Raw genomic sequence first — 13,725 nt, 5'->3', positions numbered from 1 at the left:
AGTCGATGCGCACCCGATGTACAGCCGGCGGGAGAGCCGGAACGCCCGCGGTTGACCGCACGGTCGGGCAACCGGGGTTCGAGTTGAGGGAGAGGATTCACATGACAGCACAGAAGAAGGACCAGGCCCTGACGTCGGTGGCGGTCGACACGCCGGCCGAGGAGATCCTGAAGATCGTGGCCCGCGACGGCGGCGTCATCATCAAGGGCCTCCTGACGCGGGACCAGATCGACCGCTTCAACGCCGAGATCGACCCGCCCCTGCAGGCGCTTCGCCCGGGCTCGACCCACGAGAACGAACTCGTGGCCGAGTTCCACGGCAGCAACACCAAGCGGCTCACGAACCTGGTCACGCACAGCCCCACGTTCCGCAACGAGATCATCGACCACCCCCTGGTCCACGAGATCAGCGACCGGGTCTTCCTCGAGGAGTCGGGCACGTACTGGATGACCACCGCACAGGTCATCGAGATCGGCCCCGGCAACAAGGCGCAGATGCTCCACCGTGACCTGGAGAACTGGTTCCCGTTCATCGGCATGGGCCCCAAGGGCCCGGAGGTCACCATCAACTTCCTGGTCGCCCTGACCGACTTCACCGAGGAGAACGGCGCCACCCGCGTCATCCCCGGAAGCAACCACTGGAGCGACTTCGAGGACCGGGGCACTCCGGAACAGACCATCCCCGCCGTCATGAACGCCGGAGACGCCCTGTTCATCAGCGGCAAGACCGCGCACGGCGGCGGGGCGAACCAGACCGACGACCAGTACCGGCGGGCTGTGGCCTTCACGTTCAACGCGGGCTATCTCACCGGCGAGGAGGCCTACCCGTTCCTGGTCGACATGGAGATCGCCAGGCAGCTGTCGCCGCGCGTCCAGCGTGTGCTCGGCTTCCGTTCCCAGTACCCCACGGGCTCGCCCGGCCTGTGGCAGGTCGACTACGCCGACCTGGGCGACTACCTCAAGCTCTGAGAGCCGGCCGATCAGTCCACGCGGCCCCGTCACCGACGCCCTGAGGGTGTGGCGTCCCGCAGAAGGTCCTGCACCGGCCCTCTGCGGGACGCCGGCGACGTCAGGCCCTTGTCCCTGACCGAAGACGTAGTGCCCGGTGGGTTCGAGAACGTCCTCGGAGCCCGTCATGCATCGCCCGGTGACGGCACCGGGCGCCGAACACCCGCCGGAGCACCGGCTGCCCTCCTCGGCGGCCGTTCCCGGTGACCGAGAAACCGAGAAGGGAAGAACGTCGGATGGGCCTGGAGACATCGCGTATCGCCTTCGAGCGAGCCCGGCGCAGCGTGGGAGGAGGCGTGGGCTCGGGCCTGCGCGCGGCGATGCGACCGCACCCCCTCTTCGTGAGCAGATCGCTGGGAGCCCATGTCTGGGACCTGGACGGCGATCGCTACATCGACTACGTCATGGCCTGGGGCCCCCTCGTCCTGGGACACGGCCACCCCCGCGTGGTGGACGCCGTGCACGAGGTGGCCACGCGCATGCAGGTCGTCGGCACCGGCCACGTCCTCGAGTACGCGGCGGCCGAGGCCGTGCTGGAGGCGGTGCCGCACGGCGAACGCCTGCTCTGGAGCAACACCGGGACCGAGGCGGTCCAGGTCGCGCTGCGCCTGGCGCGGGCGGCCACGGGGCGCCGGCGGGTCGTGAAGTTCGCCAAGAGCTACCACGGCTGGCACGACACGGTGTACGCGGGCTTGAGCGACACCGACGTGAGCGGGACAGTCGCGCCGGCCAGCAGGGGCCAGAGTCCGAGCGTGCTCGACGACCTGGTGGTGGCGCGGTTCAACGACGTGGAGATGATCGACCGGATTCTCGCGGAGGCCGTCGAACGGGACATCGCCGCGGTGCTCATCGACCCGATCATGAGCAACGCCGGTGTCGAATCACCCGCGCAGGACTTCCTGCAGACCTTGCGTTCCCGCTGTGACCAGCAGGGCGTGGTGCTCATCTACGACGAGGTGATCGCCGGCTTCCGGATCGCCCGTGGCGGCGCGGCCGAGTTCTTCGGGGTGCGGCCCGACCTGTCCGTCTTCGGCAAGGCCATGGCCGGCGGCTTCACCCAGAGCGCCGTCGTCGGTCGAGCGGACCTGATCGACCAGGTCACGGACGGGGTGGTGCATGCCGGCACGTTCAACGGAAATCCCATCGCGCTGGCCGCCGTCCAGGCGACCATGGGCGTGCTCGCGGACCCCGCCGTCTACCACACGCTGGAGAGCGTCTCCGCCCGGTTCGAGCTCGTGATCGGTGACCTGCTGGCTTCCGCCCCTCAAGCCGCCCGCCTCAAGCGAGTCGGTTCCCTGCTGCAGTTCGACCAGGCCGGCGATACCACCAGCCTCCACGGGGCCGGCGGTCTCTGGCCGCGGATTCTGGAGGGGATGCTCGCAGGCGGCGTGATGTTCATGCCCTCCGGCAAGATCTTCCTCAGCACCGCCCACAGCCAGCGGGACATCGAGGCCACCGCCGACGCCCTCGAGAAGGTCCTGGGTCAGCTGGGAGGGGGCGCGCGCGGCTGAACCGCCGCACACGGCCCCGGGGCCCGCTTCGCGCTCGGCGGGTGACGGTCTTGGGACGCCGCCGTCCGCGAGGAGGTCCCGGCCCGCCTCAGCCCTTGGCGCCGACAAGGCGCAGGGCGAACTCGCCGTACTCCCACACCACGGCATCCTCCGTGATCTCGCCGTCCTCGCGGAACCAGACGGCGACGCCCATGCCGAGGTCGAGGACCGCGTACGAGGCCAGGCGGGCCGAGGTCACCCGGAAGCGGCCGGCGGCCACACCGGAGTCGATCAGGGCGCGGAAGCCTGCCTCGTACCGGGCGCGCATGGCCAGGACTTCGCTGAGGTGCGGCTCTTCGAGGCTGCGGATCTCGCGGTTGCCGACGAAGGCCTCGAGACGGTGACGGGCGTGGTAGCGCACATGGGCCTCGGTGGCTCTGCGCAGGCGCTCGGTGGGGTCGGTGGTCGTGGCGACGGCCTCGTGGTGCAGGTCGAGCAGGGCCTGCATGGTGCCGGTCATGATCTGTGCGAGCACGTCCTGCTTGGACGCGACGTGCTTGTACAGGCTGGGGCCGCGGATGCCGACGGCCGCGCCGATGTCGGCCATGGTCGTGGATTCGTATCCGCGGCCGGTGAACAGCTCCAGCGCGGCGGCACGGATGTCGTCGGTCCGGGACACGGGCCCGCCTTCTGTTGTCTCGACTGTTTCGACCCCTCGCCAAAGATGGCTAACGAAGAGTAGCAGATGACTCTTGCCGGGGGGTTGAGTTGCACCTAGAGTCGGCTAACAAGCATTAGCCAACTGGAGGACGCATGGCCATCGACCTTGCCCCCGAGCCCGGCGTGGCGGACCTGGCGCACCGCACGGCGCGGTTCGTCAGCGAGGTGGTGATTCCTGTCGAGGAGGAGCACCGCGGTGTCGTCCGCTCGGATGCGGTGCGGACGCAGCTGCAGACCGCGGCCAAGGAGGCAGGCGTCTTCGCCCCTCACGTGGCCCCGGAATCCGGCGGCCACGGCCTTGACATGCGCGGGCGCGCGCCGGTCTTCGAGGAGGCCGGCTACTCGCTGCTCGGACCGTTGGCGTTGAACATCGCGGCGCCGGACGAAGGCAACATGCACATGCTGGAGGCCATCGCGACCCCGGAGCAGAAGGAGCGTTATCTGCGCCCGCTCGCCACCGGAGCGGTCCGCTCGTGCTTCGCCATGACCGAGCCGGCGCCCGGTGCGGGTTCCGACCCCAGCGCGCTGTCGACCCGAGCCGAGCGGGTTCCGGGCGGCTGGCGGATCCACGGCCACAAGTGGTTCATCACCGGGGCCGACGGCGCCGGGTTCGCCATCGTCATGGCACGCACCAGCGGCGAGGCGGGGGACCGGGGCGGCGCGACGATGTTCCTGGTCGACGCCGACAACCCGGGCATGAAGACCGTCCGGCACATCGAGACCCTCGACGAGAGCCTGTTCGGCGGCCACATCGAGCTGGTCTTCGACGACTGCTTCGTGCCCGACGACGCGGTGCTCGGCGCCGTGGACGAGGGGTTCACCTACGCCCAGGTACGGCTCGGGCCGGCCCGTATGACGCATTGCATGCGCTGGCTCGGCATCGCTCGCCGCGCGCAGGACATCGCTGTGGCGCGCGCTGCGGACCGGCGGCTGTTCGGGTCGCGGCTGGCCGATCTCGGCATGGTCCAGCAGATGATCGCGGACAACGAGATCGACATCGCCGCCTCGCGAGGGCTGATCACCCAGGCGTGCTGGGAGCTCGACGAGGGCCGCTCGGCGGCGCAGTCCACGGCGATCGCCAAGACCTTCTGCGCCGAGGCCATTCACCGCGTGGTGGACCGCTCGCTGCAGATCTGCGGTTCGCTCGGAGTCTCCGGAGACGTGCTGCTCGGGCGGTTTCTGCGTGAGGTCCGCCCGTTCCGGATCTATGACGGTCCGTCGGAGACGCATCGCTGGGCCATCGCCCGCCGTACGGTACGGCGCCACGAGCGGACGGCCGGCCGGTGAGCACCCTCGGCGGACTGGCCCTGGGGGCGCTCCCACGGTTCTTCGCCGAGAACGTCCCCGGCTTCCGCGGCGATCCGCTCGCCGGCCTCGGCCCGCGCCCGGTCCACGCCGACCCGGCCTTCGCGCCGGTGCTCGCGGGCCGGGCCGCCTCGACCGGCCCACGCCCGCCCGTCCCCGCCGACCCGGCCGAGGGTTACGCCGCCGCGAAGGGTCGCGGCCTGGGCGGCCTCGGCCGCTCCATCGTCCTCGGCTGCTTCAGGATCGCGGTGATCGCCGAAGGCGTCCACGCCCGCCACCGCCAAGACCTGTCCCCCGGCTCCAGGCCCGAGACCGTGGGCGACGAGCCCGCGCCCCTGGCCGCGGCCGGACAGCACGTACTCAGGAGGAACCCGTGACCACTCCCGTCCTCGACCTGTTCCGCCTGGACGGCAGAGCGGCCGTCATCACCGGCGCCAGCTCCGGACTCGGCGCGGGCTTCGCCGTCGCGCTGGCCCAGGCGGGCGCCGACCTGGTGCTCGCCGCGCGCCGCACCGACAAGCTGGAGGCCGTCGCCGAACAGGTACGGGCGACAGGAAGGCGTGCGGTCACCGTCGCCACCGACGTCACCGACCCCGAGCAGTGCGAGGTGATGGTCGGGGCCGGCCTCGACGAGTTCGGCAGGATCGACGTACTGGTCAACAACGCGGGCGTCGGCACGGCCGTCCCCGCGTTGCGCGAGCGCCCGGAGGACTTCCGCAAGGTCATCGACCTCAATCTCAACGGCGCCTACTGGTCGGCCCAGGCCTGTGCGAGGGTCATGAAGCCCGGCTCCAGCATCGTCAACGTCGCCAGCACCCTGGGCTTCATCACGTCCTATGCCCCGCAAGCCGCGTACTCGGCCAGCAAAGCCGGACTGATGGGCCTGACCCGGGACCTGTCCGCGCAGTGGGCGGGCCGTCTGGGCATCCGGGTCAACGCCGTGGCGCCCGGCTACTTCGCCAGCGAGATGACAGCCGCCGTGCCCGAGGACCTGCTGAAGGGCTTCATCACGGAACGCAGCCCTCTGGGCAGGCTGGGCCGGCAGCACGAACTGGACGCGGCGGTCCTCTTCCTGGCGTCACCGGCCTCGTCGTACATCACCGGAAGCACGCTCGCCGTCGACGGCGGCATGTCCGGCCATTGAAGCCCCGCTTCGGTTTCGGCCCTGCCGGGTCCCGACGTCTCCGGCCGGGACGGCGCGGTCACCCGAGTCGGCCCCGACGCAGCCGAGTCGGGTGACCGGGAAGGTGTGAGCGGAAGCGTCCGCAGCGGCGGAGGACCGGTGCGAGCCCGGGGAGGGATCGCTCACTTCGGGAGAACTCCTCCCGTGAAGACGCCGCGGAGGCCGGCAGCCGCGTCCACGACCGCGTCGGTGGCCTTGGTGAAGGTGCCGACCTCGGTGAAGAACCCGTGGAACACCCCTGGGTAGCGGCGGCACAGTACGGGGACGCCTTCTTCCTCCAGCCGCCGTGCGTACGCCTCCGCGTCGTCGCGCAACGGGTCCACTTCCGCGGTGACGACGAGGGCGGGGGCGAGACCGGCCAGGGTCGCTGCCCGGAGGGGTGTCAGGAGCGGGTCGGGGGCAACGTCCCCGTCGCCCACGTACTGACACCGGAACCATTGCGCGTCGGCGGTCCCCAGCAAGGGGGCGTCTGCGAACTCGGTCCAGGAGGGGCGTTCGTAGGAGTCGTCCACCGCCGGATAGGCGAGGATCTGGAGTACCGGCTGGGGCAGGCCGCGACTGCGCAGGTCCAGGCAGAGCGCCGCCGCCAGACCGCCGCCGGCCGAATCGCCGCCGACCGCGATGCGGTGCCCGTCGATGCCGAGCGCCGCCGCGTTCTCGACGAGCCAGGCATGAGCTGCCCTGGTGTCGTCGACGGCGGCGGGGAACGGGTGCTCGGGGGCCAGTCGGTAGTCGACGGAGACCACGACGCACTCGGCGTGCAGGCTGAAGAGGCGGCACACCTCGTCGACTCCGTCCAGGCTGCCGACCGTGAAGCCTCCGCCGTGGAGGTAGAGCAGGCAGGGCAGCCCGGCGTTTTCCGTGCGGGACGTGTGCGGCCGATACGTCCGGACCGGCACCGAGTGGTTCACCCCGGCCGGGTCGGTCCAGGTCGCGTGCTCGTCGACCACGGATGCGACCCGGGTGAGCCGGGGCGGCGGCTGGGGGGCCGTGAACCTCCGCACCCCCTCGACCCCGAGGGTGTGCAACGGCCGGGGAAGCACCTCGGCCAGAAAGTCGGCTGCCCTGAGCGATTCGGCGTCGAGGAGCCCGCGCCAACCGGGTGGGGAGTCCGCTCCGGTCTTCACGGGCCCTCGCCCGGCCGGGCTGCCGCCCGCGGCGGGAGACGATGCCGAGAGCTTGCCGGGAGGAGTAGTCACAGGAGTGCTCCTTGTGCGGGGACCGTGGCATGACCTTGCCCATAAGGCGTGGTCGTGAGACTAAGTCATCTGTGCGACTTTTGGCAGGGGTCTGCCCCGGGGTTCACCGGCGGGCTCTGCGGCCGGACGGCCGGGGCGGGTACCGCGCTCCGCACCGCCACGACGTGGCGACAGGTGCGGAACCGGCGCCGGGTGAGCGGAGCGTTGCTCGGACCCGAGGGCGGTCGGGCAGAGCGGAGCAGGACGACCGCGGGCGCTCGTCCCCGAAGACTTCCGGGGGCGAGCGCCCGCGCCGTGGTCGGGCGGGAGGACAGGCATGCCGGGTCAGTTCATGTCTTTCACCAACTTCGAGACGAAGGAGAGGCTCCGACCGGTGCGTGCGGCCGAGAGATCGCCGTCGAGCGGGGTGATGGTCGCGTAGCCGTCCCTCAGGAGGCGGTGGTCGACGTCGCTCCGGTCCGAGTCGGCGTTGACGGCGGAGATGTCGTAGTCCCCGTCCTTTCGGAGCGTGTACGTGGTCGGGAAGGGGTCGATGGTGTCGAACTTCGCCGCCCTGGCCTCCTTGAGGCCGTCGAAGGGGTAGTTGACGTTGAGGCCCAGGCCCTCGGGCAGGAGCCGCCGGCAGTCCTCGGACGACTCCTGCAGGGTGCGCAGGAGCTTGACCACGAAGGCCGATGTGCCCTCGAAGTCCGGCGGGTGCGTGGCGTCCTCGGCGTAGTCCCAAGGAGACTCGGAGCTGACGGCGATCGAGGGGACACCGCGGTCCATGGCGGTGGTGGCCGCGCCGACCGTTCCCGAGTGGTTGGTCACGCGGGAAGTGTTCTGCCCGTAGTTGGCGCCGGACACCACGACATCCGGGTACCGGTCGGCGGGGAGCGTGTGGAGTGCGAACGCCACCGCGTCGGCAGGGGTGCCGTCGACGGCGAGGATGCGGTCGTCCCGTGCCACCGGCCGGGACACCTCCAGCACCCCGTCGTACGCGATCCGGGCGCCCATGCCGGACTGGTTCTTCAGCGGGGCGACCATCGTCACTCGGTGGCCGTCGGCCTTGAGTGCTCTGTAGACCGCCTGGATGCCTGGTGCCGACCAGCCGTCGTCGTTGGTCAGGAGCACGTCGAGGGGGCCTGTGCAGGCCGGGCGCGCCTCGGTTGCGGTGGCCGCACGGCTCTCTCCGCCCGTCGCGGCGGCGACGGAGGGCCCGGCCACGCCGAGTGCCGCCAGACCGAGAACGAAGCCCGCCGTCCTGCCTCGTCGATTCATCGTGTGTTCTCCGATCCTCGGGTGAAAGCGCCCCTCCCCGGGGCGGGTCGCTCGCCTTGCCGTCCAGCGGGTGAGACCGGGGCCGGCCAGAGCCGGTGCGGTGGTCGGGAGGACCTACGCGCCCTGCTTCATCAGGGCTTTGAACGCGCCGGGGTGGCGGGTGGAGGACAGCGCCGTCGCGGCGAGGATGCCGGCCGGGAAGGCGGCTGCGATCAGGTATCCCACGGTGTAGAGGTGGGACTGCGGCACGCCGGGGACCTCGGGGAGGTACGCGAGGGACAAGACGGTCGTGGTGACGGCGGCGCCGAAAGCGGAGCCGATCATCATCGTCGTGGCCGGGATACCGGCGGCCATCCCGGCCTGGTCCTCGTCCACCACCAGCTGCGGAACCGCGAACGAGCCGCTGTAGCCGGCGCGGCTGCCGAGACCGACGAGGGCCGAGCCGACGAGGTACTGCCACGTGTGGTCGTGGGCGAACGCGAGCCACACGAGTCCGAGGCCGCACAGTGCCGCGCCCGCGGCCAGTACGGCGCCGGGGCGTCCCTGCTGCACCACGTGTTCCGCCGCCTTGCCGCTGATGAACATGGTCAGCGCGAACGGCAGCATGAGCAGGCTCGTCCCGAGCGCGTCGGTGCCGAAGCCGTAGCCGACCTCGGACGGGGTCTGCGTGTAGTAGCTGACCAGCAGGACGAAGGCCGCGTCAACGGCGCCGAACAGGAAGGACGCCACGCAAGCCGTCGTGGCGTACGGCCGCTTCAGCAGCGCGAGGTCGAAGACCGGGGCGGCCGACCGGCGCTGCGCCAGGACCCAGGCGACACCGGCGACGACTCCGACGGTGAGCAGCAGATAGCACACGTTGCCCCAGTCGCTGATCTGTGCCATCGCGAGCAGCACCAGCGTCACCCAGGCGATCATCCACGCCGTGCCCCACACGCCGATCCGCGCGGAGGAGGCGGGGTGCGAGCGCGGAACCACCGCCACAAGCGCCGCCGTGGTTGCCGCGAACGCCGCTGCCAGGAGGTAGAAGAACGTCGACAACGACAGGTACTTCACCGTCAGTCCGCCGCCCACCATGCCGACGACGACCCCGGTTCCGGTGGCCATGATCAGGATGCTGACCGCGGTGGCCACCGAGGCGCCGGAGAGGTGGCGGCGGAGGAAGCCGACCGGGAGCATCTGCGCCGCGCTGCCGAAGCCGAGCATGGCCGAACCGACGAGCAGTGCCGGGTATGTGCCGACGACGGCGGGGATCAACGCGCCCGCGGTGAGAACGGCGCCGGACCGAAGGAGCATCGTGCGGTCGTCGACGATGTCCTGCAGGCGCGGGATGAGTACGAAGCCGGCGCCGCTGCCCAGGAGCATCGCGGTGAGGACCCAGGTCACGGCCGAGACGTCGATGGAGTACTGCCTCTGCATCAGGGGCAGAAGAGGCCCCAGCATGAAGTTGACGGCGATGGTCACCGTGCACAGCAGCGCGGAGACGCTGATCAGTGCGACCCGCTTGCCCGAGGACGGAGCTGCGACACCCGTTCCGGCGCTGAGCACGGCCTCGTTCGCTCTTGCCATCGTGATTCACTCCCGTGCGAGATGAGAGCCGTCGCCTCGGGCAGAGCCCGGTGGTGGCGGCGTGTGAGGGCGGGTCCCGAGGTGCGCGGCAGGACTCCGTCGCGGCCACGGCAGGGCCGCTCCCGGTGCGGACGGCTGTGGTGCACCGTGCACCGCGGCGCCGCCGCTGTGCGTAAGCGCGTCACCGACCGCCTGGGAAGGAACTGCCTTCGGCGTGCCATCACTTGGCCTCCTGCCGGGTGTCGGTGAGGATCTTGCTCTGCGCGGAGAACGCGAGTCCGGCGAACCCGGCCCGCTCGGCGAGTTCGAGGTTCTCGACGACCGCCCCGATCACTCGGGCGCTGTAGCCCGCGGCACGCATGGCGGTCAGCGTGGCCCGGGCGCCCTCGGCGAAGGTCTTCAGCGTCGCCTGGTCGGTCTCGTGGGAGTCGTGTGCGATCGCCTCCGCCGTCTCCGGCGCCATCGCCTCCAGCAGGGAGATCACCTGCGCCGTCGTCGAGGCCAACGCCCTCGGGGTCAGGCCCTGGTCGATCGCGTAGGTCGCCGCCTCGACGTAGGCGCTCAGGGCCGCGATGTAGAACGTGCCGACCATGCTCCCCTCCAGCACTCCGGCGCCGCGCACCTCGTCGGAGAGGTGCTGCGAGGCGCCCCCGAGGGTCATGAAGACGTCCTGGTGCTCCTCCCAGAGCGCGGCCGGGCCGGACACGGCGATCATTCCGTGGGGGGAGCCGATGTCCTTGGGGTAGGAGCCGATGAACCCGTCGAGGTAGGCGGCGCCTCGCTCGCCCGCCCAGCGCGCCATGTCCTCGGCCTCGTCGGCCGACCCGCTGCCGAGGTTGACCAACGTGGTGGTGGTCCAGTCGGTGACCGGCTGGAGCGCCGAGCGCGTGCTCTCGTAGGTGTTGGTGCAGGCGATGCAGATTCTCGCCGCGGGCACCGCTTCGACGGGTGAATCCACGGGCGAGACGCCGGACTCGGCGAGCGCGAGCGCCCGTTCCGGCGAGCGGTTCCACGCGGCTACGGAATAGCCCCGTCCGGCGAGGGTGCGCGCGAGTGCGGAGCCCATCAGCCCGCAGCCGATGACCAGAACGTCGTACTTCTTCGTGCTGCCCATGAACCCGTTCCTCTCGATGGCTGCCAAGTCGCTCGTCACTTCCGGTCGGCGGGGCGCGCGCATCTCGGGCCCATGTCGCCGGCGTCCTGCACGCCGGCGCGGCCACCTGGTGCGATGCGACGCGCATACCGACGGCGACGGGTCACGGCGCCACCGGGGGAACACAGACCGACCGGTCGGGACGGTTCCTTCTGCTTGACCTTGATGGCTGGGACCGTCGTCCGGCCAGGGCACGTCAGCGCGGGTTCGAGGGGGACGTGGTGTATTTCGCACCTTGCGGCACCCGGTTGGGTCCGGGCACTGTGCCCCATTCCCTTCCACGCCTACGATCGCGGTGCATGAAGATGCTGTGGCCCAACCCGTCCGAGCGGGTGTGCGAGCTGATCCGACAAGTCGCCGAGAGCCGGCTTCCGGTGCCGGACGAGATCGTCGACCAGGTGTGGCGGGCATCGCAGCGCGAGGCGCGGCAGCGCGCGTACGTCGACGATCCTGTGCTGTCGGAGGCGGACCGGCGCCTCTGCAAGGCCAACATGACGCATTGGCTGGTGTCCAACATGCAGGAACCCGGTCGCCGGGTGGCCCCGGCCAGGGACCGCGAGATGCTGATCATCGCCAGGGACCTGGTGCTGCGCGGCATGGACTTGAACGAACTCGGCTCCTGGCGTGCCGCCCAGCGGGTCGGGTGGGGGCTCTGGGTCGACCAGTGCTTCGCCGCGACCGACGACCGCGAGGAACTGCGCGAGCTGATAGAGGTGTCCGCCAACTCGCTGACGACCTACATCGACGACTCCATCGCCGCGGTCGGAACCTACGCCGACGAAATCCGCGCGGAAACGGACTTCGGCGCCCAGGCACAGCGGCACACGACGGTCCGGTTGCTGCTCCAGGGCGCACGCATCAACCGCGCCCGTGCGGAGGAGCAGCTCGGTTATCCGCTGGCGGGGCATCATGTCGCGGCGATCCTGTGGGTCGATTCGCCGGCCGATGCGCATGAGCTGGAGCGAGCCGCCGAGAGCGTCATGTGGACGTGCGGTGCGACCCGACGCCTGACCCTGCCGCCGAGCACGTCCGCGCTCTGGCTCTGGCTGCCCGTGGACGAGGTGCCGCCGACGGCCGATGTCCTGCACGTCCTGGAGAAGACCCCCGGCGTACGCGCGACGCTCGGCCGCCCCGGATCGGGCCTCCCGGGTTTCCGGCAGAGCCACCTGGACGCCGCCGCGGCACAGCGCCTTCTCGCCCGGGTCGGATCACCGCGGCAGGTCGTCCGCTACGAGGACGTGCACCTCGTCGACCTGCTCACGGCCGACCTGAGCCAGGCCGAGGAGTTCGTGGCCCGCACGCTCGGCGATCTGGCGGCCGCGGACCCGGTCCTGCGGGGCACGGTGCGCACGTACGTCGCCGAGGGGTACAGCGTCTCCAGAACCGCCGACCGGTTGTTCGCCCACCGCAACACCATCGACCGGCGCCTCGCCAAGGCCCGCACCATGCTGCCGCGCCCCCTCGACCACGACCCGACGAGCGTTTCGGCCGCCCTCATGCTGGTGGAACTCCGACAGGACCAGAGTTCCGGCTGTTGACCGATCGCCGATGGTGGCCAAGGAGCGGCGCCTGCTGCCGTGACGCCGAAGACCCCCCGGCGCGGAAGCGGACCGGGGGCCTGGGATGCCGAAGGCGTTCGGTGCGGTCTGTCGGCGCACGCTCGTTCAGCGGGCCGGCCCTTGCCGGTGGCGCTCAGCTGTGGCGGGGGAGCCAGACGGGGGCGCTGCTGCCACGGGGCACCAGGACGTCGCGGAAGCGGCCGGGGGTCCTGGACATGATCACCTGATCGGTGACGCCCTGGTAGTGGCCGCAGGGCGTCTCGGCGGCGAAGGTGTCCGGGTCCAGGTAGGCGTGCGGAGAGTCGGGGTCGGGGGCGAGGGCGGTCTCGTGGGCGTAGTCGCGGTCGAAGACGCCCAGGCTGAGGATCCACGCGGCGACGCGGGTGAGGTTGAGGGTGACGCGGTAGCTGCCGCCGTCGGTGGCGCGGCGCATCAGGGCCGTGACGGCGCCGGTGGTGGCCAGCCAGGAGAGGACGTAGTCGTTGACGACGCTGATGTACGGCAGGGCCGGTGTGCTGGTCGGCCCGGCCGCGACACCGTCCTCGCCCTCCATCAGCATGATGCCGCTGAGCGCGCCCGCGGTCTGGTCGAAGCCGACGCTGCGTGCCCATGGGCCGGTCTCACCGGCGAGTGAGAGGCTGAGGTGGATGATGCCGGGCCGGAGGGCCGCGGCCTGCTCGGCGCTCAGGCCGATCTTCTCCAGGTAACCGGGGCGGCGGTTGGCGTAGAAGATGTCGGCGTCGCGCAGCAGCCCACGGATTCTCGCCTGCCCCTCGGAGCCGTAGGGGTCGATGGTGGCGGAGCGGACGCCGACGTTGGCGCTGTTGTACGTGGCGTCGTGTTCCAGCTCGTCGGGGCGCCAGATGTTCAGCACGTCGGCGCCGTGCTGGGCGAGGTCCCGGCCGACTCCGGCGCCGGCGATGATGTGGCCCATGCCCAGGGCGCGCACGCCCGAGAGCGGCTGGTCGGTGGAGCTGGAGAGGGGCTCGGGCTCGCTGTCGCCGATCCTCTCGATCTTGATCAGGGGTTCCTGGGCGATGTACTCGTAGGACTCCGTTAGGTGCGTCTGGATCTTGGTGTCGAGCGTGTTCCTGCGGGGAGGGGCTGGTGGCAGGTGGTGCAGGTGCCGGTCCAGCAGTTCAGCAGGTCCTGGATGGCGTCGAGGGTCTGGTAGAGGGTGAGTCCGCCGTATCGGCTTTTGGGGCCAGTCGCTGTTCGGTGAGGAATGCATGGGCGGCGGTGACCAGGGTGACGTGGTGGTGCCGGCCCGTCCAGGAGCGTCC

General features: G+C 70.9%; 12 protein-coding genes and 1 pseudogene. 6 read left to right on the top strand and 7 right to left on the bottom strand.

All coding sequences use genetic code 11. The features are described 5' to 3' along the window. Window positions 1-101: 101 nt before the first annotated feature. Together ACIRFH_RS30180 and ACIRFH_RS30175 are read left to right on the top strand one after the other, a co-directional pair. Window positions 102-968 (top strand): phytanoyl-CoA dioxygenase family protein, encoded by an 867-nt coding sequence (locus tag ACIRFH_RS30180; RefSeq protein WP_403527612.1) that lies wholly within the window; start codon window positions 102-104, stop codon window positions 966-968. A gap of 275 nt (window positions 969-1,243) precedes the next feature. After that, the gene (locus ACIRFH_RS30175) at window positions 1,244-2,518 is read left to right on the top strand and encodes an aspartate aminotransferase family protein (protein WP_403527610.1); all 1,275 of its coding nucleotides are present in this window, start codon (window positions 1,244-1,246) and stop codon (window positions 2,516-2,518) included. A gap of 88 nt (window positions 2,519-2,606) precedes the next feature. Here ACIRFH_RS30175 and ACIRFH_RS30170 read toward each other — a convergent pair whose 3' ends face one another. Continuing rightward, a complete protein-coding gene (locus ACIRFH_RS30170) occupies window positions 2,607-3,176 on the bottom strand; it encodes a TetR/AcrR family transcriptional regulator (protein WP_403527607.1) in 570 nt (189 codons plus the stop codon). A gap of 134 nt (window positions 3,177-3,310) precedes the next feature. Here ACIRFH_RS30170 and ACIRFH_RS30165 point away from each other — a divergent pair, with 134 nt between their 5' ends. The 3 genes from ACIRFH_RS30165 to ACIRFH_RS30155 are packed head-to-tail and all read left to right on the top strand — an operon-like array spanning window position 3,311 to window position 5,666. Further along, entirely contained in the window at window positions 3,311-4,504 is a 1,194-nt protein-coding gene (locus tag ACIRFH_RS30165) for an acyl-CoA dehydrogenase family protein (protein WP_217140065.1), read from the top strand. Beyond that, window positions 4,501-4,899 (top strand): hypothetical protein, encoded by a 399-nt coding sequence (locus tag ACIRFH_RS30160; RefSeq protein ID WP_403527603.1) that lies wholly within the window; start codon window positions 4,501-4,503, stop codon window positions 4,897-4,899. The genes ACIRFH_RS30165 and ACIRFH_RS30160 overlap by 4 nt, the downstream gene beginning before the upstream one ends. Then, entirely contained in the window at window positions 4,896-5,666 is a 771-nt protein-coding gene (locus ACIRFH_RS30155) for an SDR family NAD(P)-dependent oxidoreductase (RefSeq protein WP_217140063.1), read from the top strand. Before ACIRFH_RS30160 ends, ACIRFH_RS30155 begins: the two co-directional genes overlap by 4 nt. A 161-nt stretch (window positions 5,667-5,827) precedes the next feature. On the opposite strand, the gene ACIRFH_RS30150 is transcribed toward ACIRFH_RS30155, so the two are convergent. From ACIRFH_RS30150 to ACIRFH_RS30135, 4 genes are all read right to left on the bottom strand, one after another. Then, window positions 5,828-6,904 (bottom strand): alpha/beta hydrolase, encoded by a 1,077-nt coding sequence (locus ACIRFH_RS30150; protein WP_403527600.1) that lies wholly within the window; start codon window positions 6,902-6,904, stop codon window positions 5,828-5,830. A gap of 324 nt (window positions 6,905-7,228) precedes the next feature. After that, entirely contained in the window at window positions 7,229-8,164 is a 936-nt protein-coding gene (gene surE / locus ACIRFH_RS30145) for a 5'/3'-nucleotidase SurE (RefSeq protein ID WP_403527597.1), read from the bottom strand. Between the two features lie 114 nt (window positions 8,165-8,278). Then, on the bottom strand, window positions 8,279-9,730 hold the full coding sequence (locus ACIRFH_RS30140; RefSeq protein ID WP_403527594.1) for an MFS transporter: 1,452 nt from the start codon (window positions 9,728-9,730) through the stop codon (window positions 8,279-8,281). Window positions 9,731-9,950: 220 nt separating this feature from the next. Then, window positions 9,951-10,844: an NAD(P)-binding domain-containing protein gene (locus tag ACIRFH_RS30135; RefSeq protein ID WP_403527591.1), complete on the bottom strand. Its 894-nt coding sequence runs from the start codon at window positions 10,842-10,844 to the stop codon at window positions 9,951-9,953. 338 nt (window positions 10,845-11,182) lie between these two features. Here ACIRFH_RS30135 and ACIRFH_RS30130 point away from each other — a divergent pair, with 338 nt between their 5' ends. Further along, the gene (locus ACIRFH_RS30130) at window positions 11,183-12,421 is read left to right on the top strand and encodes a PucR family transcriptional regulator (protein ID WP_403527589.1); all 1,239 of its coding nucleotides are present in this window, start codon (window positions 11,183-11,185) and stop codon (window positions 12,419-12,421) included. Between the two features lie 154 nt (window positions 12,422-12,575). Here the strand turns inward: ACIRFH_RS30130 and ACIRFH_RS30125 are convergent, their stop codons facing one another. Both ACIRFH_RS30125 and ACIRFH_RS30120 read right to left on the bottom strand, forming a co-directional pair. Continuing rightward, window positions 12,576-13,376, bottom strand: a complete 801-nt coding sequence (locus ACIRFH_RS30125; RefSeq protein WP_403527586.1) for a CoA transferase — start codon at window positions 13,374-13,376, stop codon at window positions 12,576-12,578. Window positions 13,377-13,581: 205 nt separating this feature from the next. Then, window positions 13,582-13,725: pseudogene (locus ACIRFH_RS30120) on the bottom strand (IS701 family transposase); the annotation flags it as partial.

This window comes from Streptomyces sp. NPDC093586, assembly GCF_044764905.1.
Taxonomy (GTDB): Bacteria; Actinomycetota; Actinomycetes; order Streptomycetales; family Streptomycetaceae; genus Streptomyces.
The sequence above is the reverse complement of the archived record's forward strand: the minus strand, read 5'-3'. Positions and strand labels throughout refer to the sequence as shown.